The 24,016-nt window shown below is 63.4% G+C and carries 26 protein-coding genes; 16 read left to right on the top strand and 10 right to left on the bottom strand.

Annotated features, from left to right (window positions below):
* The first annotated feature begins 75 nt into the window (after positions 1-75).
* Together O1Y97_RS19365 and O1Y97_RS19360 are read left to right on the top strand one after the other, a co-directional pair.
* Positions 76-1,278 (top strand): acyl-CoA dehydrogenase, encoded by a 1,203-nt coding sequence (locus tag O1Y97_RS19365; RefSeq protein WP_183262069.1) that lies wholly within the window; start codon positions 76-78, stop codon positions 1,276-1,278.
* Positions 1,279-1,477: 199 nt separating this feature from the next.
* Positions 1,478-1,990: a cupin domain-containing protein gene (locus tag O1Y97_RS19360; protein ID WP_318762064.1), complete on the top strand. Its 513-nt coding sequence runs from the start codon at positions 1,478-1,480 to the stop codon at positions 1,988-1,990.
* Between the two features lie 51 nt (positions 1,991-2,041).
* Here the strand turns inward: O1Y97_RS19360 and O1Y97_RS19355 are convergent, their stop codons facing one another.
* On the bottom strand, positions 2,042-3,157 hold the full coding sequence (locus O1Y97_RS19355) for a mandelate racemase/muconate lactonizing enzyme family protein (RefSeq protein WP_318762063.1): 1,116 nt from the start codon (positions 3,155-3,157) through the stop codon (positions 2,042-2,044).
* A 252-nt stretch (positions 3,158-3,409) separates the two neighbouring features.
* Here O1Y97_RS19355 and O1Y97_RS19350 point away from each other — a divergent pair, with 252 nt between their 5' ends.
* The 7 genes from O1Y97_RS19350 to O1Y97_RS19320 all read left to right on the top strand — a co-directional run bounded on the left by O1Y97_RS19350 (position 3,410) and on the right by O1Y97_RS19320 (position 9,202).
* The gene (locus O1Y97_RS19350) at positions 3,410-3,889 is read left to right on the top strand and encodes a cupin domain-containing protein (RefSeq protein ID WP_318762062.1); all 480 of its coding nucleotides are present in this window, start codon (positions 3,410-3,412) and stop codon (positions 3,887-3,889) included.
* Positions 3,890-4,012: 123 nt separating this feature from the next.
* The gene (locus O1Y97_RS19345; protein WP_318762061.1) at positions 4,013-5,200 is read left to right on the top strand and encodes a glycine C-acetyltransferase; all 1,188 of its coding nucleotides are present in this window, start codon (positions 4,013-4,015) and stop codon (positions 5,198-5,200) included.
* Positions 5,201-5,254: 54 nt separating this feature from the next.
* Positions 5,255-6,289: an L-threonine 3-dehydrogenase gene (gene tdh / locus O1Y97_RS19340; protein ID WP_183262060.1), complete on the top strand. Its 1,035-nt coding sequence runs from the start codon at positions 5,255-5,257 to the stop codon at positions 6,287-6,289.
* Between the two features lie 77 nt (positions 6,290-6,366).
* Positions 6,367-6,900, top strand: a complete 534-nt coding sequence (locus O1Y97_RS19335; protein WP_318762060.1) for an HPP family protein — start codon at positions 6,367-6,369, stop codon at positions 6,898-6,900.
* A gap of 110 nt (positions 6,901-7,010) precedes the next feature.
* Entirely contained in the window at positions 7,011-7,928 is a 918-nt protein-coding gene (locus O1Y97_RS19330) for an MBL fold metallo-hydrolase (protein ID WP_318762059.1), read from the top strand.
* Positions 7,894-8,640 carry a fumarylacetoacetate hydrolase family protein gene (locus O1Y97_RS19325; protein WP_318762058.1) on the top strand — a complete coding sequence of 249 codons (747 nt, stop codon included), beginning with the start codon at positions 7,894-7,896 and terminating at the stop codon, positions 8,638-8,640. Before O1Y97_RS19330 ends, O1Y97_RS19325 begins: the two co-directional genes overlap by 35 nt.
* Positions 8,641-8,647: 7 nt before the next feature.
* The gene (locus O1Y97_RS19320; RefSeq protein WP_318762057.1) at positions 8,648-9,202 is read left to right on the top strand and encodes a DinB family protein; all 555 of its coding nucleotides are present in this window, start codon (positions 8,648-8,650) and stop codon (positions 9,200-9,202) included.
* Here O1Y97_RS19320 and O1Y97_RS19315 read toward each other — a convergent pair.
* The 7 genes from O1Y97_RS19315 to aztA all read right to left on the bottom strand — a co-directional run bounded on the left by O1Y97_RS19315 (position 9,181) and on the right by aztA (position 14,336).
* The gene (locus O1Y97_RS19315; RefSeq protein ID WP_318762056.1) at positions 9,181-9,558 is read right to left on the bottom strand and encodes a type II toxin-antitoxin system VapC family toxin; all 378 of its coding nucleotides are present in this window, start codon (positions 9,556-9,558) and stop codon (positions 9,181-9,183) included. The two genes, O1Y97_RS19320 and O1Y97_RS19315, sit on opposite strands and share 22 nt — an antisense overlap.
* On the bottom strand, positions 9,555-9,782 hold the full coding sequence (locus tag O1Y97_RS19310) for a type II toxin-antitoxin system Phd/YefM family antitoxin (protein ID WP_108608597.1): 228 nt from the start codon (positions 9,780-9,782) through the stop codon (positions 9,555-9,557). The genes O1Y97_RS19315 and O1Y97_RS19310 overlap by 4 nt, the downstream gene beginning before the upstream one ends.
* Before the next feature lie 77 nt (positions 9,783-9,859).
* Positions 9,860-10,198 carry a TIGR01244 family sulfur transferase gene (locus O1Y97_RS19305; protein ID WP_108608596.1) on the bottom strand — a complete coding sequence of 113 codons (339 nt, stop codon included), beginning with the start codon at positions 10,196-10,198 and terminating at the stop codon, positions 9,860-9,862.
* 138 nt (positions 10,199-10,336) lie between these two features.
* Positions 10,337-11,533 (bottom strand): zinc metallochaperone AztD, encoded by a 1,197-nt coding sequence (gene aztD, locus O1Y97_RS19300; protein WP_318762055.1) that lies wholly within the window; start codon positions 11,531-11,533, stop codon positions 10,337-10,339.
* Positions 11,534-11,674: 141 nt separating this feature from the next.
* Positions 11,675-12,610 carry a zinc ABC transporter substrate-binding protein AztC gene (aztC, locus tag O1Y97_RS19295; protein WP_318762054.1) on the bottom strand — a complete coding sequence of 312 codons (936 nt, stop codon included), beginning with the start codon at positions 12,608-12,610 and terminating at the stop codon, positions 11,675-11,677.
* A gap of 23 nt (positions 12,611-12,633) precedes the next feature.
* Positions 12,634-13,500, bottom strand: a complete 867-nt coding sequence (gene aztB, locus O1Y97_RS19290) for a zinc ABC transporter permease AztB (protein ID WP_318762053.1) — start codon at positions 13,498-13,500, stop codon at positions 12,634-12,636.
* 2 nt (positions 13,501-13,502) lie between these two features.
* Positions 13,503-14,336 (bottom strand): zinc ABC transporter ATP-binding protein AztA, encoded by an 834-nt coding sequence (aztA, locus tag O1Y97_RS19285; RefSeq protein WP_318762052.1) that lies wholly within the window; start codon positions 14,334-14,336, stop codon positions 13,503-13,505.
* A 205-nt stretch (positions 14,337-14,541) separates the two neighbouring features.
* Here aztA and O1Y97_RS19280 point away from each other — a divergent pair, with 205 nt between their 5' ends.
* Positions 14,542-14,886, top strand: coding sequence for a RidA family protein (locus O1Y97_RS19280; protein WP_318762051.1), 345 nt, complete (start codon positions 14,542-14,544; stop codon positions 14,884-14,886).
* A gap of 71 nt (positions 14,887-14,957) precedes the next feature.
* On the opposite strand, the gene hutC is transcribed toward O1Y97_RS19280, so the two are convergent.
* Together hutC and O1Y97_RS19270 are read right to left on the bottom strand one after the other, a co-directional pair.
* Complete coding sequence (gene hutC, locus O1Y97_RS19275; protein ID WP_318762050.1) at positions 14,958-15,716, bottom strand: histidine utilization repressor; 759 nt, start codon at positions 15,714-15,716, stop codon at positions 14,958-14,960.
* 16 nt (positions 15,717-15,732) lie between these two features.
* The gene (locus O1Y97_RS19270; protein WP_318762049.1) at positions 15,733-17,085 is read right to left on the bottom strand and encodes a formimidoylglutamate deiminase; all 1,353 of its coding nucleotides are present in this window, start codon (positions 17,083-17,085) and stop codon (positions 15,733-15,735) included.
* A 98-nt stretch (positions 17,086-17,183) separates the two neighbouring features.
* On the opposite strand from O1Y97_RS19270, the gene hutI reads away from it, so the two are divergent.
* From hutI to O1Y97_RS19240, 6 genes are all read left to right on the top strand, one after another.
* On the top strand, positions 17,184-18,413 hold the full coding sequence (gene hutI, locus O1Y97_RS19265) for an imidazolonepropionase (protein WP_318762048.1): 1,230 nt from the start codon (positions 17,184-17,186) through the stop codon (positions 18,411-18,413).
* Positions 18,410-19,954, top strand: coding sequence for a histidine ammonia-lyase (hutH, locus tag O1Y97_RS19260; protein ID WP_318762047.1), 1,545 nt, complete (start codon positions 18,410-18,412; stop codon positions 19,952-19,954). Before hutI ends, hutH begins: the two co-directional genes overlap by 4 nt.
* Entirely contained in the window at positions 19,951-20,778 is an 828-nt protein-coding gene (gene hutG, locus O1Y97_RS19255; protein ID WP_318762046.1) for an N-formylglutamate deformylase, read from the top strand. The genes hutH and hutG overlap by 4 nt, the downstream gene beginning before the upstream one ends.
* An 11-nt stretch (positions 20,779-20,789) precedes the next feature.
* Positions 20,790-22,466, top strand: a complete 1,677-nt coding sequence (hutU, locus tag O1Y97_RS19250; RefSeq protein WP_318762045.1) for a urocanate hydratase — start codon at positions 20,790-20,792, stop codon at positions 22,464-22,466.
* Positions 22,467-22,468: 2 nt separating this feature from the next.
* Entirely contained in the window at positions 22,469-23,032 is a 564-nt protein-coding gene (locus O1Y97_RS19245) for a HutD/Ves family protein (protein ID WP_318762044.1), read from the top strand.
* 113 nt (positions 23,033-23,145) lie between these two features.
* Positions 23,146-23,718, top strand: a complete 573-nt coding sequence (locus O1Y97_RS19240) for an NADPH-dependent FMN reductase (protein ID WP_108608587.1) — start codon at positions 23,146-23,148, stop codon at positions 23,716-23,718.
* Positions 23,719-24,016: the final 298 nt, after the last annotated feature.

The raw sequence follows: 24,016 nt of genomic DNA, 5'->3' as shown, positions 1-24,016 counted from the left end.
TTACGAGATTACTTGTTAGCGAAAAGTGCTGAAGCGGTCTAGAATGACGGAAAATCACCATTCTCCGGAGGAACAATGAGCGCATCCACACCGGCCGGCGGCGGCAGCTTTGTCTGGGCCGACCCTTTCCTGATCGAAGACCAGCTGTCCGAAGACGAGCGCATGGTACGCGACGGCGCGGCCGCTTTTGCTGCCGACAAGCTCGCGCCGCGCATCGAGGAAGCCTATCTCGACGAGAAGACCGATCCGGCGATCTTCCGCGAGATGGGCGAGGCCGGCCTGCTCGGCATCACCGTTCCCGAGGAGTATGGCGGCCTGGGCGCCGGCTACGTCACCTACGGCCTGGTCGCCCGCGAAGTCGAACGCGTCGATTCGGGCTACCGATCGATGATGTCGGTGCAGTCGTCGCTGGTGATGTACCCGATATATGCCTATGGCTCCGAGGAGCAGCGCAAGAAGTACCTCCCCAAGCTTGCCTCGGGCGAGTGGATCGGCTGCTTCGGCCTGACCGAGCCGGATGCAGGTTCCGATCCCGGCGGCATGAAGACCCGCGCTGAAAAGACCGCGAATGGCTACAAGATCAGCGGCTCGAAGATGTGGATCTCCAACGCGCCGATCGCCGACGTCTTCGTCGTCTGGGCCAAGTCGGCGGCCCACGACAACCAGATCCGCGGTTTCGTGCTCGAAAAGGGCATGAAGGGCCTGTCCGCGCCGAAGATCGGCGGCAAGCTGTCGCTGCGCGCCTCGATCACCGGCGAGATCGTCATGGAAGGCGTGGAAGTCGGCGAAGATGCGCTGCTGCCGAACGTTTCGGGCCTCAAGGGTCCGTTCGGTTGCCTCAACCGCGCCCGTTACGGCATTTCCTGGGGCGTCATGGGCGCCGCCGAGGATTGCTGGCACCGTGCCCGCCAGTACGGCCTCGACCGCAAGCAGTTCAACAAGCCGCTCGCCGGCATGCAGCTCTACCAGAAGAAGCTGGCCGACATGCAGACCGAGATCGCGCTCGGGCTCCAGGGCTCGTTGCGCGTCGGCCGCCTGATGGACGAGCACAAGTTCGCGCCCGAGATGATCAGCCTCGTCAAGCGCAACAACTGCGGCAAGGCGCTCGACATCGCCCGCCAGGCCCGCGACATGCATGGCGGCAACGGCATCCAGATCGGTTACCACGTCATGCGCCACGCGCAGAACCTCGAGACCGTGAACACCTACGAAGGCACTCATGACGTGCATGCGCTGATTTTGGGCCGCGCCCAGACAGGTCTGCAGGCTTTCTTCTAGGCCTTCGATTGACACGCTGAAGGTCGCAACGGCCGCATGGACACGCCATGCGGCCGTTTTCTTGTTGGCAGGCACAAGTCGCTACGGTGCGTCCATGGTTCGCTTTGTAGTTTAGCTGGTGCGATTACAGTTCGCCTATAGCGCGAATTGTTTCATGACTTTGAAACACACCGCCTGTTTCTCGACGTCAGGCGGATACATGGCGTCGATAATCCCCAAGGGCGTCCGGCAGTTTTTCGCCGGACGGGCAGAGGGGATATTGTCGATGAACGCCCAGACCAAGTTCGAGAATGCCGGCCAGATCCTGTGGTTCGGCGACAACCTCATGACGATCCGCACAGCCGCAAGCGTCGAAAACGACCAGATCAGCATCATCGAATGCCGCATGCCCGCAGGCGGCTCGTCGCCGCTGCAGGTGACCTTGAGCGGCGACGAACTCATCCATATTCTCGAAGGCATGATGCGTTTCCAGATTGGCGACACGGTTTTCCTCGCCCATGTCGGGCAGACCGTCATGGCGCCGAAGGGGATTCCTCACGATTTTCAGATACTGTCCGCCGATGGCGCGACCTGTCTCATCGTCACCCAGGGTGGGGAGTTTGAGCAGATGGTTCGCCAGATGAGCCGTCCGGCTCCTTCCGTTTCGAGAGAATCTTTCCCGGACAATCGCGTGAACAGTTCCATCGAGGTCGTCGGCGCCCCGCTACCATAGCGCCGATGCTGGGCTGGACGGGTGCGGGGGCGTGTCCGTCCAGCCATCCCCTCAGGTAGAGCAGCTGAAGATTGGCTCGCCAAAGGCGTGAGCATCGACGTCGAGGCCAAGCCCTGGGCCGCCGGGCAGGCGCATCATGCCATCGGCGATGGCAAAATCGCCGCGTGCGTTCGACACCGTCACCCAGTTGTGGAAGTCGACGGTGTGTTGTCTGAGATGCTCCGGTGTCGACAATAGCAGGCCGGAATAGGCGGCCGTGTCGATCTGGGCGCCGCCCGTATCCTCGATGGTGACCTTGAGATTTTTGGCAATCGCGATGTCGCGCAACAGTCTTGCCTTGCTCAGGCCGCCGACACGCGCCAGCTTGATGGTGATCCCGTCGACCAGCCCGTCGGATATGGCGCGGACCAGCACGTCAACACCGTCGATGGTTTCGTCGAGCACAAGAGGCCGGTCGGTGGCGCGGCGGATGGCGAGGTTCTCCTCGTAGCTCGCGCAAGGTTGCTCCAGTGTGTAGTGGAGATTGCGCGTCGCCAACAGGAAGCGGCGTGTCTCTGCCGTACCCCAGCTTGCATTTGCATCGCAAAACAGAACGGTGTCGGCCGGAACGCTTGCCCGTACCGCCTCGAGCCGGGCAATATCCTCGTTGACGTCAAGCCCGACCTTGACCTGCAGGCGGCGGTAGCCTTCGGCTATGTATTTCTCCGCTCGCATGGCCATCGCGTCGGGGGCCTGTTGGGCGATGGAGCGATAAAGCGCCAGCGTCGATCCCTCCGCGCCGCCGCTCATCGCGGCTACAGACAGCCCTGAGCGTTTGCCGGTTAGGTCCCACAGCGCCATGTCGAGCGCCGACTTCGCATAGGGATGGCCCTTGAGCAGCAGGTCCATGCGTCGGTTCAGGGCCTCGATACCCGATGCGTCGCAGCCCAGCATTTGCGGTGCCAGTTCCCGCATCGCTTCGCGCGCGCCGGCGGCAAATGCCGGGTCGTAGAAGCTGCCCAGCGGCGCCATTTCTCCGTATCCGGTGGTGCCGTCGCGACTGGTGATCTCGACGATGGTCGAATCGAAGCCTTCCGCACTGCGCCCGCCCGAGCAGCGATAGGTGCCGTCGCGAAACGGCTGCCATTGCCGGAAGATGCGAATGCTCGAAATCGTCGCGTCGGTCATGCTGTCCCCAAGGCGCAGGCTTGATGTGCGGCCAAGGATAGCGTGGCCGACGCCCCGCTGCGGTCAAGGAAGCGGCGCGTGCGCGCGTCGTATTCCTGACAGACTTGTCTCTGCATCCTGGTTCATATTAGGTGCGAAATGTTTCAGGTTGCAGATACAGCTTTCGGTTTTGCTGAATTCGAACGGATACGCTCGCCCCTTAGATCAAGGCCACCGCGGCCCGGCGCCGCGCTTGTTCGAAAGGAAAACACAGTGACCATTCATGCAAAGACCGAGAATGACGGCGAACTGCTGTGGTTCAACGGCACGCTTGCAACCATCCGGGTTTCGGGTCAGGCGGGAGCCGACACCATCAGCGTCATCGAACACCTGATGCCATACGGATCGTCGCCGCCGCTCCATATTCACCACAACGAGGACGAGGTCTTCCACATCCTCGAGGGCGTGGTGCGTTTCAACGTCGGTGGCAAGGATCTCTACGGCCGCGCCGGCCAGACCCTGCTGGCGCCGAAGGGCATTCCGCACAGCTATCGCGTCGAATCCGCCGAGGGCGCCCGCTGCCTGACCATCACCACAGGCGGCGACTTCGAGCGCATGGTGCGCGAAGTCAGCATTCCAGCCCCCAGGGCGGAGATCCCACCGCAGGAAGCGCCGACGCCCGAAGTCATTGCCATGCTGACCGAGGCTTGCGCCCGCAACGGCATCGACATCATCGGCGCGCCGTTGAGCTGATGTGACTGGGGTGGCGGGGCGGATGGCGTCCATTCGTCCCGCCGTCGCTTTTGTGATGGATTTTCACCTTGCCAGGCGCGACACTTGCCCAGATGCACTCCAATTCGAGGCGGCAAGCTGGCCATGAGCAACGCGTTTTTGTCCCATCTTTCCTCCGAACTGGAGGGGCTGAAGTCGGCAGGGCTCTACAAGTCCGAGCGCGTCATCACCTCCACGCAGAGTGCCGAGATCGAGGTCGGCGGCGAAAAGGTGCTGAACTTCTGCGCCAACAACTATCTCGGCCTCGCCGATAGCCATGAGTTGCGCGACGCCGCCAAGAAGGCACTCGACCGCTACGGTTATGGCATGGCCTCGGTGCGCTTCATCTGCGGCACCCAGGAAGAGCACAAGCAACTGGAGGCGAAGCTGTCGGCGTTCCTCGGCATGGAGGACACGATCCTCTATTCCTCCTGTTTCGACGCCAATGCCGGCCTGTTCGAAACATTGCTTTCCGAGGACGACGCCATCATTTCCGATGCCCTCAACCACGCCTCGATCATCGACGGCGTGCGCCTCTCCAAGGCCAAGCGCTTCCGCTACGCCAACAACGACATGGCAGCGCTCGAAGAGGAACTGAAGAAGGCCGAAGGCAGCCGCTTCAAGCTGATCGCTACTGACGGCGTGTTCTCGATGGACGGCATCATTGCCAATCTCGGCGGCGTCTGCGACCTGGCTGAAAAATACGGGGCGATGGTGATGGTCGACGACAGCCATGCCGTCGGCTTTGTCGGCAAGCACGGCCGCGGCACGCCGGAGCACTGCGGCGTCGAGGGCAGGGTCGACATCATCACCGGTACGCTCGGCAAGGCTCTGGGCGGCGCCTCGGGTGGCTACACATCGGCCAAGCGCGAAGTTGTCGACTGGCTACGCCAGCGGTCGCGCCCCTACTTGTTTTCCAACACGCTTGCGCCCTCGATCGCGGGAGCGTCGATCAAGGTGCTCGACATGATCGCCTCAGGCGGCGCCTTGCGCGAAAAGCTCTATGCCAATGCCGAGCGTTTCCGTTCGGGCATGGGCAAGCTTGGCTTCACGATTGCCGGTGCCGACCATCCCATCATTCCTGTCATGCTGGGCGACGCCGCCCTCGCCCAGGAGATGGCGGCGCGGATGCTCAAGCGCGGCATCTACGTCATCGGTTTCTCATTCCCGGTCGTGCCCAAGGGGCAGGCGCGCATCCGCACCCAGATGTCGGCGGCACATTCGGCTGCCGACATTGACCGGGCGGTGGCCGCTTTCGGCGAAGTCGGACGAGAGTTGGGCGTCGTTTCGTAAGCTACCAGCGGCGCCAAAAGCGATTCTGGATCAAGGGATTCGCAGGAGAAGACAATGTCGAACATGATGCGCGCTCTGGTGAAGGCCAAGGCCGAACCCGGCATCTGGATGGAAGAGGTGCCGGTGCCCGAGGTCGGTCCCAACGACGTGCTGATCAAGGTCAGGAAGTCGGCGATCTGCGGCACTGACGTCCACATCTACAATTGGGACCAGTGGGCACAGAAGACCGTGCCGGTGCCGATGGTCACAGGACACGAGTTCGTCGGCACGGTTGCCGATTTCGGCGCCGGCGTGAAGGACTACAAGGTCGGCCAGCGGGTCTCGGGCGAAGGCCATATCGTTTGCGGCCATTGCCGCAATTGCCGCGCCGGGCGAGGGCATCTCTGCCGCAACACGCTGGGCGTCGGCGTCAATCGCCCGGGCTCCTTCGCTGAATATGTCGCCATTCCCCAGCATAATGTCGTGCCGATCCCCGACGACGTGTCCGACGAGATCGCCGCGATCTTCGACCCGCTCGGCAACGCCGTGCATACGGCCCTGTCCTTCGACCTGGTCGGCGAGGATGTGCTGGTAACCGGCGCCGGACCGATCGGCATCATGGGGGCGTTGGTGGCGCAGTGCGTCGGCGCGAGAAAGGTCGTCATCACCGACATCAACCCTGTCCGCCTGGCGCTGGCGAAAAAGCTGGGCGTCCATCATGTGGTCGATGCCTCCCGGGAAAAGCTGCGCGACGTGATGCGCGACGAGGGCATGACCGAAGGGTTCGATATCGGGCTTGAGATGTCAGGCTCGGCGGTCGCCTTCCGCGACATGATCGACACGATGAACAATGGCGGCAAGATCGCCATCCTCGGCATCGCGCCGACCGGCTTCGAGATCGATTGGAACAAGGTCATCTTCAAGATGCTGCACCTCAAGGGCATCTATGGTCGCGAGATGTTCGAGACCTGGTACAAGATGATCGCGCTGGTGCAGGGGCCGCTCGACGTGACGGGTCTCATCACCCACCGCATCGGCATCGACGACTACCAGGCCGGGTTCGATGCCATGCGCAGCGGAAATTCCGGCAAGGTGGTCATGGATTGGTGAGCCACAGGAAAGTTTTTTCACTATAAGGTGAATTTTTCGAACAAACCGGCGTTGCCAAGCGAATAGGCGATTTGCTATTGGAGCAGACCGTTCGCCTGGAACCGACGATGCGCCGCCATATTCGCACGCTTACCGCCCGGCACGAACCGCAAGGGCAATTCCTTTCGCACCTCAAGTCGGGGTCGGGGGCGGTCGTGGGTATGGCGACCGTGGGTGGTTTAGCATCGGTCACTGGCTTGCCGATGCTGATTGCACCGTTGGGCGCGACTGCGGTTCTCCTGTTTGGCCAGCCAGCGAGCCCACTGGCACAGCCGATCAATATTTTCGCCGGCTATTTCATCGCAACCTTGATCGGCGTGGCCGCGGCCATGACTTTCCCGGGGCTGTGGGAAGTGTCGGCGGTCGCTGTCGGCGTTTCGATCGCGCTGATGCTGATGTTCCGCGTAACGCATCCGCCGGCGGGCGCGATCCCGCTCGTGGCAACCGCTTCGCCCTATCAGGGCGGCACGCTCTTCGTTGTCATTCTGCTCGGCTGCGTCAGCCTCCTGGTGCTGGCATTGGTTCACCACTGGATTCCGCCGCGCGCCCAGTATCCGCGCCGCGTCGACTGACGCTTTCGCCTTGCCACGAACCTTGACGGCGCTTTAGCTTGGGCGCCTGCAGCGAGGTGTGGCATGAATCAGGATATCGGAGCGACAGGCTCGGCGCGGGGCAGAAGCGCATGAGCGATCGTCTCGTTCTGCTCGGCACCAAGGGCGGTCCGGCGATCCGGCCCGGCGGGCCCTGGCCGACTTCCACACTTCTCGAACTCGGCGGCCGCACCATCGTCGTCGACTGCGGGCTCGGCGTGACGCGCGGCCTGACCGACGCGGGCCTGAGCCTGAAAGCGCTCGATCTCATCTTCATCACCCATCTTCATTCCGACCATGTGCTTGAACTGGGAGCGTTGATCCATACCGCGTGGACGGCCGGACTCGCGACACCGGTCCGGCTGTTTGGCCCCATCGGGTTGAATCGATACTGGCAAAGTTTCGTGCAAGCGCTTGAATTCGACATCGAAACCCGGATCGACGATGAGGGCCGTCCCGACCTGCGCAGGATGGTCGAGGTTGTTGAGTTCGGCGAAGGGGATGTGCTGCGCGACGGTGCACTTGGCGTCACCGCCCTGCGTGTTGACCATCCGCCAGTGACCGAGTGTTTCGCCCTTCGCTTCGAGCATGCGGGCAAGAGCATCGTATTTTCCGCCGACACGGCCTTTTTTCCACCGCTCGCCGATTTTGCCCGCGGCGCCGCAATACTGCTCCACGAAGCAATGCTGGAGGAGGGCGTCGAACGGCTGGTGGCGCGTACCGGCAATGGCGTCCGCCTGAGGCAGCACCTGATGGCAAGCCATAGCCTGGCCGGAGAGGCGGGCACCATTGCTGCCAGGGCCGGGGTTGGACGGCTGGTGCTCAACCACCTCATTCCAGCCGATGATACCGAGATCGGCGAAGCCGACTGGATCGAGGCTGTCAGGAAAACATGGAATGGTCCCTTGACGATCGGCCGCGACGGGCTTGTTGTGGTGGTCGAGGGCGATGACGCCCGCAATCGGGAGGACCTGCATGAAACTGGCGACGCTGAAGAACGGTTCGCGTGACGGGAAACTGGTCATCGTCTCGCGCGACCTGACGCGATACACCGATGCCTCCTTCCTGGCGCCGAATTTGCAAGCGGCGCTGGACGACTGGCGCCGGATTTTCCCGCATCTCACAGCATTGGCCGATTCGCTGGAAATAGGCTCGGTGCCTTCGTCGCGCTTCCATGAGCATGACGCCCATTCGCCCCTGCCGCGCGCCTACCAGCGCCTGGGCGGCGGCGATGCCTTTGTTGGCCCGCGCGATCCGATCGAACTCGCCGGCAAGACGCGCGACGCCAAGATCGAGGCGGCCGTCGCGGTGATCGTCGCGGACGTTGCGATGGCGGCGACAGCAGACAGCGCCAAGGACGCCATTGCCCTTGTCGTGCTTTCGGCCGATACGGACCTTGATGCCGGGCAGAGCGGAACGTCGGCGCTGTCGCCTGTTGCGGTGACGCCGGACGAACTTGGCGATGCCTGGGACGGTGCGGTGCATCTGCCGCTGCTGGCAGGCACGCGAAGCATTGCCTCGGTCGGCTGGACCAGCTTTCCCAAGCTGATTGTCGATGCGGCGGCGACCAGGCCGCTGGGCACCGGTGCCATTGTCAGGGGCGCGGTCGAGACGTTGTCGGTTTCGCTCGGCGACACGCTGCGCGTCGAAATGAAGGACAAGTCCGGCCACTCCATCTTCGGCGCGATCGAACGCCAGGTCGGCCGCTTCGAGCCGGCCTGAGGCCGCCGTGGACTTGACGAGCCACTTTCGCTGCATGGCGCGGAACAATCTGTGGTCGAACGACCGCATCTACCGCGCCGTGCAGGCCTTGATGCCGGGCGAATTCGAGGCTCTGCGGACCAGTTTCTTTCCGTCCCTCAAGGAGACGCTCAACCATATCCTGTCAGTCGATATCTATTATCTCGACATGATCGAAGAGGGCGGTGAGGGGCGAAGGGTGTTCGACCGTTTTGTCGATTTCGACGACGCGGTGGCGTTGGCAGGAGCTCAGGCGGAGTTCGACCGCCGGCTGATCGGCTGTTGCGACCGGCTGACGGAGGCCGATCTCGACAGGCCGGTGCTTTCCGACCGCGGCGAGGCAGGGCAGATCCCCGAGCGCATCGGCGATCTGCTCGCGCATCTCTACATCCACCAGATCCACCATCGTGGCCAGGTGCATGCGATGTTGTCGGGCACTTCGGTCGCTCCGCCGCAACTCGACGAGTTCTTCCTCGACTACGATCTGCAGTTCCGCGGCGAGGAGGTCGAGCGGCTGGGGCTTCAGGCGAGTGCGACGTCGTAATGCGAGAATAATGGATCGGCCGTGAGGATCGACAGGTTCTCGGTCTGCGCTTGCGCGATCAGCAGCCGGTCGAACGGGTCGCCGTGATGGCGAGGCAATCCGGCCACGCGCTGTGCGTGCTCGATGGTGATGGCAAGCGGCGTAAACTGCATTCTAGGAAGGAGGACATCGAGATTGGTCGGCGCGTCCAACTTTCCGATGTTCTGCTTGATCGCAATCTCCCAGACGCTCGCCGCGCTGGCATAGACAATCGCCGAAGAGGCGAGAATCTTCCGGTGTGCTGGCCTCAGTCGTGGGTCGTCGTTGATCGACCACAGGATGATATGCGTGTCGGCGAGAAAGGCCTCGCCGGTCACTTCATGTAGTCCTTGAAATCATCAAGCGGTGCGTCAAAATCATCAGCGATCCAGATCTTGCCCTTGAGCGCACCTATCCGTGGAAGCAATTCCTGTTCTGGCTCCGGCGGCATGACGCGCGCCACGGCCTTGCCGTGGCGCGTGACGACAATCTCCTCGCCGGCTTCAGCCCGCTTGATGAGTTCGGAGAACTTGGCTTTGGCCTCGGCGACGGAAACGTTCATGGGCACAATCCTTATGACCATAATTTAGGTCATAATTGGTGGTCCTGCAAATCGAAGCGCGTCCGCTGCCGCTCCAATCAACCCTTGCTCTGCTGGATTGCCATGTAGAGGTTGGTGCAGCGGGCGCCCGAGCGGCAATAGGCGAAGACCGGACCTTCCATCTCGTCGAGCGCATCGGCCATGTCGGCAACATTGTCGCCGGTCATCTGGCCGCTGATGACGGGGATGTGGCGGAAAGCAAGGCCGGCTGCCTCGACTGCTGCCTTGACGCTGCCTGCGGAAGGCTGGCCGGGCTGCTCGTCGTCGGGCCGGTTGCAGATCACGCTCTTAAAGCCTGCGGCCTTGACGGCGGCAACTTCGTCCGGCGTGATCTGGCCGGAAACCGAGTAATCGTCGGTGATCTGGCGAATTTCCATGTTCGTCCTCGCAAGGGTTCGTGGGCCGCAGTCGCAGCCGGTCGGCGCCAGTCTTGCCACTGCTGGCGCCGCGGGGCAACCATCTGCTGGTAGCAGATGCAGGTAGGCGGAGCCGGTGTGACCCGGCTCCGCCTCATTTCAATGGGCTTCTCCGGATCCGCCGACGGCAACGAGGTTGAACGGCTTGCCTTCGACGGAAATCTCCTCAGTCGGCGTAAAGGTCGTGGCATCGACGGTATGCAGGACGCCTTTCAGCGGGTCCGAGACCACGATGCGATCGCCGGCGACGGCGATGCGCGGACGCGGGTCGCTCCAGTGGCCGTCCATGCTGTAGGGCTCGGTCAGCTTGAGCGAGGCATCCACCTTGCCCGCCACCACGTCGATCCGGTGCAATTGGCCGTCTTCGGTGAAGACATAGGCGAACTTCGCCCGCACCGGATCGACGGTGAAATGCACGCGGCGTGTCGGCAGTTCGATCAGCCTGAAGGCGTCTTCGGACTTCGGATCGATCAGGACGACGGCGCTGGGGCCATAATTGCCGAGGAAGTATTGCAGGCCGCGACCGCCCACCAGCGTCGTCGATTTGCCTTCGGGAAGATCGGCGTAGGGCAGCAGATTGACCTTCGGGGTGCCGCTGCCTGCTGAGGTGATGAGTAGGCCTTTGGCGCAGGCAACCGCAACAAGGTTGCCCGATGACGCCTCGCCATGCAGGTCCGGGCAATCGTGCAGGCCGCCGACGGACGCTCCCGAACGGTCGACCACGCGAATGCCAATGGGCAGTTCATCGGGCTTCGCAAGGTTCGGCTCCGACACAAGCACGTGGTCGCCCAGGGCGATGGCCACGCCGTGATGCGGCGCGTCGGTGGTCACTTCGCGAATGGCCGGCTTGCCCTCGAGAATATCAGCCTCACGTGTGACCCGCGTCTTTCCTTCTCCGTCGAAGAACAGGGCGATGTCGCCCCCATGGTCGACGAAATGGGACGGCTTCTTGCCCTCGAAGCTGACGTCGAGAAGCCTTGGCGCCTCGATACTGATGTCGCCGTGATCGCCATGGTCGCCGAACGAAATGCCGCTCAAAAGCACCGAGATCACATCGCCCTTGCCCTGCACGGCAAAGACGGTGCGGCCGCTACTGGAGCGATAGAGGCTGGTCGGCGCCTTGACGTTGAACGTGTCGATCTTCTGGCCGGTCTCCATGTCGATGGCGTGGACGACGGGTTGGGCGTGATCGGAAACGAACAGCCGCCATGCGGTTTGTTCCTCCGCGAAGGCAGAAGCAGCGGCGAAACCGAGCAGAACGGCAAGCGCAGACGTGGTGGCGAGCAGATGTTTCATATATTCCTCGTAAGATGTTATTACATAACGGACAAGGTTTGAGAAAAAAGCGAGGTTTTGGGCCCCGCCTCATGCCGGCTGGTTGGTCGGATCGGATTGTCGGGCCAAAAGGCGGCCTGCTGGCCGCTTGGCGATATCCGGTTAGCTGCCGAGGATGGCGCCCTTGATGGTGGCGATGTTGGCCTTCATCATGTCGATGTAGGTCGCGGCCGGGCCGTCGGCCTTGGACAGCGCGTCGGAATAGAGCGTGCCACCGACTTTGACGCCGGTTTCCGAGGAGATCTGCTCGATCAGGCGCGGATTTGTGATGTTTTCCAGAAAGATCGCCGATGCCTTGTCGCCGTGCACCTGCGAGATCAGCGCCGCGACATCGGCCGCCGAGGCCTCGGCTTCGGTCGAAATGCCCTCCGGCGCCAGGAAGGTCAGGCCGTAGGCGTTCTCGAAATAGCCGAAGGCATCGTGCGAGGTGATGACGATGCGCTTGTCCTCGGGGATTGCCGCCACCGCCACCTTGACCTCGGCATCGGCCGCGTCGAGTTTGGCGGTGTAGACTTCGGCGTTTGCCTTGTAGCTATTGCAGCCGCTGGCGTCGGCAGCGCAGAAGGCGTCGGCGATATTCTTCACATAGATCCTGGCGTTGGCGATCGACTGGAAGGCGTGCGGATCGAGGTCGCCGTGGTTGTGATCGTCGCTGCCTGCCTCGGCAGCGTGCTCATGCCCTTCCTTCATCTTGATGGGCTCGACACCCTTGGTCAGTTCGACCACCGAAGCCTTGGTGGCGCTGGCCTCGACTAGGCGCTGCAGGAAGCCTTCGAACTGCAGGCCGTTGACCAGGACGACATTGGCCTTGGACATGGTCACCGCGTCGGCGGGCGAGGGCTCGTAGACATGGGCGTCGCCGTCCGGTCCGACCAGCGTGGTCAGTTCGATGCGGTCGCCGCCGACATTCCGGGCAAAGTCGCCGATGATCGAGAAGCTTGCCACGACCTTGAGCGGTTCGGCAGAGGCTGAAGTCGTTCCGAGCGAGGTTAATGTTATAACGCTCATAAGCGAGGCGAAGCCAATTGTCCTGAGCATATGTCTCTCCATGTTGAAGCGGATCAGGCGGTGCGGTGGCGGTGGCGGCGAAGCTTGGTGTTGAAGACGCCGCGCGTACCTAAAAGAATGGAAGCGAGATAGATCGCCCCTGCCGAAAGAATGATCGCCGGGCCGGAGGGGAGGGAGGCGTGATAGGACACCAGCAGCCCGGCAACACAGGAAATCGCGCCAAAACCGAAGGCCAGCGCGCACATCGGCTCGACCCGTGCCGTCCAGAACCGGGCAGCCGCAGCCGGCAGCATCATCAGGCCGACGGAGAGCAGGGTGCCAAGCGCCTGGAAGCCGCCGACGAGATTGAGCACGACAAGGCCGAGGAAGATGAAATGCACCGGCGTGCCGAGCCGGCTGACCGAGCGCAGGAACAGTGGGTCGAGGCATTCGGCGACCAGTGCGCGCCAGAAGATGGCAAGCGTCAGCAGCGTGAATCCTGAAATCAGCGCGATCAGCGTCAGCGCGTCGTCGTTCAACGCCAGCACGGTGCCGAACAGCACATGCATCAGATCGACGCTCGATCCACGCAGCGACACGATGAGCACGCCCAGCGCCAGCGAAATCAGGTAGAACGCCGCCATCGAGGCGTCTTCGCGCTGGACTGTGAAACGCGAGACCGCGCCCGCGCCGAGCGCCACGATGACGCCGGCAATCAGCCCACCGATGGTCATCGGCACGATCTGCAGGCCGTAGAGCAGGAAGCCGGCGGCAGCGCCCGGCAGGATGGCATGCGCCATGGCGTCGCCGGTCAGGCTCATGCGCCTCAGCATCAGGAACACGCCGACCGGGCAGGCACCCAGGGCCAACATCAGCGAGCCGGCAAGCGCGCGCTGCATGAAGCCGAATTCGACGAACGGAGCGATCAGGAAATCATACATGTTCAAGCTGCCCGCGGGCCGGATTCGTGGTCGGGATGGCCGTGGACCTCGCCGTGCTCATGATGGTGATGATCGTCATGGCTGTGCGCATGGACATGGCCTGGTTCCGGTTCGCACCATGGCGCATCGTCATGCCAGGCTTCGTCGAAGCGACGGGCTCTCAGGAGGTTTTCCGGGCGCAGCGTCTCGATGGTTTCGCCCCAGGCAACAGGCTGGCGTGCGAGCAGCAGGGTGTTGGGAAAATGGGCGCGCACCAGCTCGAGATCGTGGGCGACCACCATCACCGTGCGGTTTTCGCCGTGCCAGCGCTTGATCAGCCGGATGAGGTCGCCGACCGTCTTGGCGTCGACCGCGTTGAACGGCTCGTCGAGCAGGATGATGTCGGCGTCCTGGACCAGCACGCGGGCAAACAGCGCACGCTGCAGCTGGCCGCCCGAAAGCGTGTCGATTGAGCGCTTCTCGAAGCCCTCCAGCCCGACGGCCATCAATGCGTGGCTGACGGCCTCGCGATCCTCTTTGGTGTAGCGGCCGAGCAGGCCCCGCCTTGGCCACAGGCCGAGCGAAACGAGATCGATGACGCGGGCGGGAAAGCTGCGGTCGAGTTCCGACTGCTGCGGCAGATAGGCGATGCGTTTTCCCGGAGCGACGGTGCAGGAGCCGGCCATCGGCTTCAACACGCCGACGATGCCCTTCATCAGGGTGGATTTGCCCGAGCCATTGGCGCCGACGACCGCCGTCAACGAACCGGCCTTGATCGAGCCGTTGAGATGGTGGACCGCTGGATGGCTGCTGTAGCCCAGCGTCAGGTCCTTGAATGTCAGGCAGGCGTCGGTCATCGGTCTGTCCACAGGCGGCCGCTCGTTCGAACTCTGGATATGTGATGTTATTACATTAGTCAACGACGCGGTGCGACAAAGCGGTGCATTTTCCCCATAGGGCCGCAACTGACAGGACTGGCCCACGGAATTTGACCATTGCGGCCTTGCGCCGATGGGGCAGCAAAATCTAAGAAGGCGCCACCTATAACGGAAGGAGACCACCATGAGCGTTCGTCGTATCGATGTCGGCCCTCGCATGAGCCAGATCGTCATCCACAACAACACCGTTTACCTGGCTGGCCAGGTTGGCGCCGCGGGCGAAAGCGTTGCCGCGCAGACCAAGGCCATCCTGGCCGAGATCGACGCCCTGCTGGCCAAGGCCGGCACCGACAAGACCAAGATCCTGCAGGCGATCATCTGGCTCGACGACATGTCGACCTTCGCCGAAATGAACTCGGTCTGGGATGGCTGGGTGCCTCAGGGTAACACGCCTGCACGTGCAACCGGTGAAGCCAAGCTCGCCGGTCCGGAATACAAGGTCGAGATCATCGTCACGGCTGCTGCCTGACGATAGCCTTCGGCTTCAAGTCCAACGAAACGCCGCGCGTCCCCGGGATGCGCGGCGTTTTTGCTTATTGGCTAGCTGTCGGATGGCGTGAAGCGGGCGACCACCGCATGGGCATTCGCCGGATAGGTGAAGCGCACATGCGTGACCGGGCGCTCGGCGCTCCATGTCCGCCTTTCGATGACCAGGCAGGGCGCCCCGGCGGCAAGGCAAAGGTCCACGGCAATCTCGGCATCGGCCGCCGCCGCGCGGATGACGTGTTCTGCCGCACTCCAGGGCACTTGTCCGATCAGCCAGGGGCCGGGGGCAGTTTCAAGGAACTCCTCGTCCGCAGCCTCGGGCACGGCAGCGAGATTGATCAGCCGGTCTTCCGTGCAAAACGGCCGCGCACCGGCATAGTGGCGGCATTTCAACGCCAGAAGCTGGCCCGAAACGCCGGCCCCCAGCCTGTCACGGTCAGCCGCGCCTGCACGCCGCTTGAGCTGCGAGATCAGTTCGTAGCGGTAGGGCAGGCCAAGCGCTTCGACCTCGATACGGATGTCGTGGATTTCGAGCACGGCTGCCTGCGACTGCGGCCTGCGCACGAAGCTGCCGGAGCGCCGACGCCGTTCGATCAGCCCGGCTTTGGCGAGTTGCGACAGCGCCTTGTTCACGGTCATGCGCGAACAGCCATACTCTTCGGTCAGTTCGTGTTCGAAGGGGATGCGGTACCCCGGCTCCCATTCGCCCGAAACGATGCGGTCGCGGATGTCGTTGAGGATGCGCTGGTAGAGCGATGTCGATGCATCGCCGCTCTCCGGCGCTTCAACTAGGTCCGCTATCGAATCAGGCACCAGGATTTCCTCGCCTTTACGCCGCCGTCAGCTGCATCATCACGCTCCGGAACCGCGCCGCAATAGCATCGCGGCGGAAATGTTGGCCGCCCGACACGACTTTGCGTCCCCGGACCCAGGCACAATCGACCTTGCCGCCACGCGCGAATATCCAGGCGTCGAGAATGGCGTCGCCGGTTTTCCCTGCGAGGGTGGGGGGGCCTGCGTCGAGCGAGATGAAATCGGCCGGCGCTCCCGCGGCAATTGCGGCGTTCCCTGCGCCGAGCGCTTGTGCTCCGCCTTCGAGTGCCCGGTCGAAAAGTGCGCGGCCGGTCGATTGGCCTGATGTCGCAAGCACATTGCGGGCGCGGTGCGCCAGCCGCTGCGAATATTCGAGCATGCGGAGTTCGCCGCCGACGCCGATCTCAACATTCGAATCCGAGCCGACGCCGTATCTGCCGCCGTGTTCGACGAACAGCGGCGCAGAAAAGACGCCGTCGCCGAGATTGGCCTCGGTGATCGGGCACAGGCCGGCGACCGCTCCCGACCGAGCCATGGCGATCGTTTCGGCCTCGGTCATGTGCGTGGCGTGGATCAGGCACCAGCGCCTGTCGACATCAGCGTTGCGCAACAGCCACTCGACGGGCCGGGCCCCTGACCAGGCGACGCAGTCTTCGACTTCTTTCACCTGTTCGGCGATGTGGATGTGGATCGGCCCGGTGGTCATGGCCGTGACAACCGGCAATTCATCCGGGGTCGCCGCGCGTAGGCTGTGCGGCGCAAGTCCGAGCACTGCGCCGTCGATGCCGGCAACCGCTTCGCCGCACTTCTCAAAAAGCTGTGCGAAGCGATTCGTATCGTTGATGAATCGCCGCTGACCTTCATTTGCCGGAGTGCCGCCGAAACCGGAGTGGGCGTAGAAAACCGGTAGAAGGGTGAGCCCGATGCCGGTGTCGACCGAAGCTGACGCGATGCGTTCGGCCATCTCGGCGATGTTGGCGTAGGGGCTGCCGTCGCGGTCGTGGTGGAGATAGTGGAACTCGCCGACGCGCGAAAATCCCGCCTCCAGCATTTCGACATAAAGCTGCGCCGCCACCGCCTCGACCTGGTCCGGCGTCATCGACAGGGCGAAACGGTACATCACCTCGCGCCACGACCAGAAGCTGTCGGACGACGGGCCGCGGATTTCGGCGAGGCCGGCCATGCCGCGCTGGAAGGCGTGACTGTGCAGGTTTGGCATGCCCGGCAGCACGATGGCGTGGCGCTCGTCGTTCGAGGCGGTGACGGCTCCGGCTTCCACCTGATCGATGCGTCCGCCGGCCAGCGTCAGCCTCACATCTCGTTGCCAGCCATCGGCCAGAAGCGCCTGTTCCGCAAAGATTGTTGCCACCATAATCTCCTCACCACTGTCGCGAACCGCACGATAGCACTTGCATCGTGCTTAGATATGTATATACATAATTGAAAGTGGAGGAAACGAAAAAGATCATGGCTGGAGCGCAATCGACAGGATCGGCAAGGGTTTGGCGCAATGCGCGGCTGGCGACGCTGGCTGCGGGCACGGCCGGCCTTGGCACTGTCGATGCGGGCGCGGTCGCAGCACGAGACGGCCGCATCGTCTATGCCGGTGTTGAGGCTGACATGCCGGCCGAGCTGCTGTCGGGTGCCGAGGTTCTGGATTGCCGTGGTCGCTGGATCACGCCGGGCCTGATCGACTGCCACACCCATCTTGTCCACGCCGGAAATCGCGCCAACGAGTTCGAGATGCGCCTGGCCGGTGCCACCTATGAAGAGGTGGCGCGGGCAGGGGGCGGCATCGTCTCGTCGGTCAAGTCGTTGCGTGCGGCGAGCGAGGCAGACCTCGTGGCGCAGACCTTGCCGCGCCTCGATGCGCTGATCGCCGAAGGCGTGACGACCGTCGAGATCAAGTCGGGCTACGGGCTCGACCTCGACAATGAAGGCAAGTCGCTGCGCGCAGCGCGGCAACTGGCCGGGCGGCGGCCTGTGACAGTGCGCACGACTTTCCTCGGCGCCCATGCGCTGCCGCCGGAAGCCAACGGCGATAAGGATGCCTATATCGATCTCGTCGCCGGTCCGATGCTGGCGAAAATAGCTGATGAAGGCCTTGCCGACGCAGTCGACGGCTTCTGCGAGGGCATCGCCTTCTCGCCCGATCAGATGGCACGTGTTTTCGATGCGGCTACAGAGCGCGGCCTGCCGGTTAAGCTCCATGCCGACCAGTTGTCCAATCTCGGCGGCGCCGCACTTGCCGCCAGCTACGGCGCGCTGTCGGCCGACCATCTTGAGTATACCGACGAGGCTGGCGCTGCCGCGATGGCCAAGGCCGGCACGGTCGCGGTTGTCCTGCCGGGCGCCTACTATTTCATCCGCGAGACCAAAAAGCCGCCGCTCGACCTGTTCCGCAAGCACGGCGTCAAGATGGCCGTCGCCACCGACAACAATCCCGGCACCTCGCCGCTGACCTCGCTGCTTCTGACCATGAACATGGCCGCCACCCTGTTTGCCATGACCGTCGACGAATGCATCGCCGGAGTCACCCGCGAAGCCGCGCGTGCGCTCGGCCTGCAGGCCGAGACCGGCACGCTCGAAGCCGGCAAATGGGCCGACCTTGCCATCTGGGACATCGAAAGCCCGGCCGAACTTGTCTATCGCATGGGGTTCAATCCGCTCCATGCCCGTATCTGGAGAGGTAAATGACTACGCTCGTTCTGAAGCCCGGTAACGCAACGCTGGCCGATTGGCGCGCCATTTATCGTGGCGCCGTGCCCGAACTCGACCCGGCCTGCCGCCCCAGGATCAGGGCCAGCGCCGAAACGGTGGCAAGGATCGTCGCCAAGGGTGAGCCGGTCTACGGTATCAACACCGGCTTCGGTAAGCTGGCCAGCGTCCGCATCCCGGCGGACGACCTGGAAACCCTGCAGCGCAACATCGTGCTTTCCCATGCCGCGGGCGTCGGCGAGGCCATGCCGGTCGCGGTGACGCGCCTGATGATGGCTCTGAAGCTTGCAAGCCTGGCACAGGGTGCCTCCGGCGTGCGCGAACAGACCATCGATCTGCTGCAGGCCATGCTTGCCAAGGGTGTCATTCCGGTCGTGCCGGCGCAAGGCTCGGTCGGCGCATCGGGCGATCTGGCGCCGCTGTCGCACATGACCGCGACGATGATCGGTGTGGGTGATTGCCATACGCCGCATGGCATCGTGCCGGCCAAGGTCGCCTTCGTCACCCACGAACTCGAGCAGATCACCCTCGGCGCCAAGGAAGGCCTGGCGCTGCTCAACGGTACCCAGTTTTCGACCGCCTATGCGCTTGCGGCCCTGTTCGATGCCGAGGTTCTGTACAAGTCGGCGCTTGTCACCGGCGCGCTGTCGACGGACGCGGCCAAGGGCTCGGACGCGCCGTTCGATCCGCGCATCCACCTGCTGCGTAAGCATCGCGGCCAGATGGAAACGGCGGATGCGCTGCGCAACCTGATGGCCGGCAGCGCCATCCGCGAGAGCCACCGTGTCGGCGACGAACGTGTCCAGGACCCGTATTGCCTGCGCTGCCAGCCGCAGGTGATGGGCGCAGCCCTGACCTTGCTGCGCCAGGCGGCCGACACGCTTGGCACCGAGGCCAATGGTGTCACTGACAACCCGCTGATCTTCACAGAGGACGATACGGCTCTTTCCGGCGGCAATTTCCACGCCGAGCCGGTTGCCTTTGCTGCCGACATGATCGCGCTCGCGGTTTGCGAGATCGGCTCGCTGTCCGAGCGCCGCATCGCCATGCTGGTCGACCCCGCATTGTCCGGCATGCCGGCTTTCCTGACGCCGAAGCCGGGCCTCAATTCCGGTTTCATGATCCCGCAGGTCACGGCTGCAGCACTGGTTTCCGAGAACAAGCAGAGGGCCTACCCGGCATCCGTCGATTCCATCCCGACTTCCGCCAACCAGGAAGATCATGTCTCGATGGCTGCCCACGGCGCGCGCCGGCTGCTGTCGATGATCGAAAACGCCAATGGCGTTATCGGCATCGAACTGCTGGCTGCTGCCCAAGGCTGCGATTTCCATGCCCCGCTGGCATCGAGTGGGGCGCTCGAAGCGGTGCGCAAGCTGGTCCGGGCGCAGGTGCCGCATCTCGATGACGACCGCCATTTCCATCCCGACATGGAAAAGGCCATCGCTTTGGTCCGCAACGGGGCGATCGTCGAAGCGGCTGGCGCCGTTTCCTTGCCGCAGATTTCGGGGGCTCAGGCATGAGCGATAGGTCCTGGCTGACGGTCCAGCGGGGCGACGCCCCGCTGCTTGTCAGTATCCCCCACACCGGTACCGATCTTGCTGGGCGCGACGACGGCTTCGTTTCGCCCTGGCTGGCCCGGCGTGACACCGACTGGTGGATCGAGCAGCTTTACGACTTTGCCGGTGATCTGGGCGCGACCGTCGTCCGCACCTCGGTTTCGCGCTCGATCATCGACGTCAACCGCGATCCCTCGGGGGCCTCACTTTATCCCGGCCAGGCGACCACGGAGCTTTGCCCGACCACGACTTTTGACGGCGAGGCATTGTACAGGGATGGGCAGGAGCCCGATGCCGACGAGGTGGCCCGGCGCCGCGCGGCTTATTTCGAACCATACCATGCGGCTCTGGAAACCGAGATCGCCCGCCTGCGGGCGATGCACCCCCACGTGGTGCTTTACGATTGCCATTCGATCCGCTCGGTCATTCCCAGGCTCTTCGAGGGCAAACTGCCGCTGTTCAATCTCGGCACCAATTCCGGCAACAGCGCCGACCCCGCCTTGCAGGAACAGGTTGCTGCGCTGATGGCGGCGACGGGCCGGCCTTCTGTCGTCAATGGCCGTTTCAAGGGCGGCTGGATCACCCGCCACCACGGTCGCCCGGAGCAGGGTGTCCATGCTCTGCAGATGGAGCTTTCCTGCCGCGGCTACATGCTTGAGCCGGAAGGAAAGATCGAACCGTCCAACTGGCCGAGCCGCTACGACCCCGCCTTCGCCGCGCCGATGCGTGCGATGCTTACCAAGATTTTCGAAACCGCGCTCGCTTGGGCGGGCAGCCGACACTCCTAGGAGGCTTACGCATGACCCAACATTCCCGCATCGACAATGACCGCGTCATCCGCGCCGCCACCGGCACGGAACTCACCGCAAAGAGCTGGCTCACCGAAGCGCCGCTGCGCATGCTGATGAACAATCTCGACCCGATGGTCGCCGAAAAGCCGAGCGAACTCGTGGTCTATGGCGGCATCGGCCGCGCCGCGCGCGATTGGGAGAGCTTCGACCGCATCGTAGCCGCCTTGCGCAAGCTCGAGGCGGACGAGACGCTGCTCATCCAGTCGGGCAAGCCGGTCGGCGTGTTCCGCACCCACAAGGATGCGCCGCGCGTCCTGCTCGCCAACTCCAACCTGGTGCCGCACTGGGCCAACTGGGATCATTTCAACGCCCTCGATAAGAAGGGCCTGATGATGTACGGCCAGATGACTGCCGGCTCGTGGATCTATATCGGCAGCCAGGGCATCGTTCAGGGCACCTACGAGACCTTCGTCGAGATGGGCCGCCAGCATTTTGGCGGCAACTTGGCTGGCCGATGGATCCTGACGGCCGGCCTCGGCGGCATGGGCGGCGCGCAGCCGCTGGCCGCCACCATGGCTGGAGCCTCCTGTCTTGCCGTCGAATGTCAGCCGAGCCGCATCGAGATGCGGCTGAAGACCGGCTATGTCGACGTCCAGGCCAAGGACCTCGACGACGCTTTGGCCATCATCGACAAGGCAAGCAAGGAAAAGAAGGCGATTTCCGTCGCCCTGCTCGGCAATGCCGCCGACGTCTTCCCCGAACTCGTCAAGCGTGGCGTCAAGCCCGACGCGGTGACCGACCAGACCTCGGCGCATGACCCCGTCAACGGTTACCTGCCCCAAGGCTGGACGGTCGCCGAATGGGAAGACAAGCGCGAGCGGGATCCCCAGGCGGTGGCGAAAGCCGCGCGCGCCTCAATGGCCGTGCACGTCAAGGCGATGCTTGACTTCCACAAGATGGGCATTCCGACCGTCGACTATGGCAACAACATCCGCCAGATGGCGCTGGAAGAGGGCGTGGAGAACGCGTTCGACTTCCCCGGTTTCGTCCCGGCCTATATCCGTCCGCTGTTCTGCCGCGGCATCGGCCCGTTCCGCTGGGCGGCGCTGTCTGGCGACCCGGAGGATATCTACAAGACCGACGCCAAGGTGAAGGAACTCACCCCCGGCAACACGCACCTGCACAACTGGCTCGACATGGCCGCCAAGCGCATCCATTTCCAGGGTCTGCCGGCGCGCATCTGCTGGGTCGGCCTCGGTGACCGCCACCGCCTCGGCCTCGCCTTCAACGAGATGGTCGCCAAGGGCGAGCTCAAGGCGCCTGTCGTCATTGGCCGCGATCACCTGGACTCGGGCTCGGTCGCGTCGCCGAACCGCGAGACCGAGGCGATGAAGGACGGATCGGATGCTGTGTCCGACTGGCCGCTGCTCAACGCGCTGCTCAACACCGCCTCCGGCGCCACCTGGGTGTCGCTGCACCATGGCGGCGGCGTCGGCATGGGCTTCTCGCAGCATTCGGGCGTGGTCATCTGTGCCGACGGCACCGAGGACGCAGCACGCCGCCTGGAGCGCGTGCTGTGGAACGACCCCGCGACCGGCGTCATGCGCCACGCTGATGCCGGCTACGACATCGCCCTCGACTGCGCCAGGGACAAGGGCCTCAACCTGCCGGGCATTCTGGGCTGACCATGCGTATCATTCGCCACGCCGACTGCCGACCCATGCCGTGGAAGAACGGCGGCGGCGTGACGACCGAAATCATGGCCTGGCCGCCCGCGGCCGGGCTCGACGACTTCGACTGGCGCATCTCGATGGCGCAAGTCGCAAGCGGCGGACCGTTTTCCGTCTTTGCCGGCATCGACCGGACGCTGACGGTCCTGGCCGGCAGCATGGAACTCGCGGCGGGCGATGCGGCGCCGGTGGCACTTTCTCCACGGTCAGAGCCTTACATTTTCCCGGGCGATGTCAGCACCGAGGCGAAGCTCATCGACGGCCCGGTTCTCGATTTCAACGTCATGACCCGGCGGGGCCGCATCAGCCACTCGGTTCAGCGGCTGGAATTTTCAGAGCCGACCAGGATTGGCGTGGGTGAGGGGACCAGCCTGGCCTTCTTCGCCTCGGGCTCGGCGCGTATCGGCAATGAGAAAATCGCCGCGCTGGACACGCTGCATACCGAAGCTGGCCCAGTTGTGCTGGAAATAGAGCCTAGCGAAGCGGTATCGCTCCTGCTCGTCTCCATTCGCCGCCAATAAGCGCGCAATCTCCAAAATCGTCGTGACATCCGGCCGGAACTGGCAAACTATCCCATCGGGGTGGGTAGGTCAGGTCGGCGACCGCTATCGCACGGCGAAATGGAGAATGTGCCATGGACACCTACAAGGTCGGTTATTTCATAGGCAGCCTTGCCGCAGGCTCGATCAACCGCAAGCTCGCCAAGGCGCTTGTCAGGCTCGCACCCAAGCATCTCGAAATGGAGGAAATCTCGTTTCGGGACCTGCCGCTCTACAGCTACGACTATGACGCCGATTTTCCGCCGCCCGCCCGCGCCTTCAAGCAGGCGCTTGCTGGTGTCGACGCCATCCTGTTCGTTACGCCCGAATACAACCGGTCCATCCCCGGCGGCCTGAAGAACGCCATCGACTGGGCGAGCCGGCCCTATGGCACCAATTCGTTCACCCGCAAGCCTTCGGCCGTCATCGGAACGTCGCCGGGTGCGATCGGCACGGCGGTCGCGCAACAAAGCCTGCGCAGCGTGCTGAGCTTTTGCAATTCGCCGCAAATGAATGCGCCGGAAGCCTACATCCAGTTCAAGCCGGGGCTGATCACCGATGAAGGCGAGGTGACAAATGAGGATACCGCCGAATTCCTCAGGAATTACATGGCCGAATTCCACGCCTTTGTCGTCAGGGTCTACACCGTATTGCCGCGCGGCGGATGACCTTCGCCCGACGACTTGGCGGGCGGAAATTCGTCCGGCACAAGAAGGATCCGGGCGCGGAGCAAGGCGATTCGTGCCTCGCAATTGCCAAAGCGAGTTCCTTTGACGGGCACTGCCTGAAATATGGCCAAATTCGAGCATCGAACACGAAAAAGCCTGAATCCTTCCGTTCCGGTCTCTACCCGGCACTGCTATGAGGCGCCTGGCGACGTGGGTGATGACGGCGCCATATTTTCACTCAATCGCGGTGCAAGAGCGATCAATCGACCTGTTGTGTTGCCATGCAACCAATTCTTGT

Origin of the sequence: Aminobacter niigataensis (assembly GCF_946995915.1) — a bacterium.
GTDB classification, from domain to species: Bacteria; Pseudomonadota; Alphaproteobacteria; order Rhizobiales; family Rhizobiaceae; genus Aminobacter; species Aminobacter niigataensis.
Note: the sequence above shows the minus strand (reverse complement) of the source record. Positions and strands in the feature narration are given on the sequence as shown.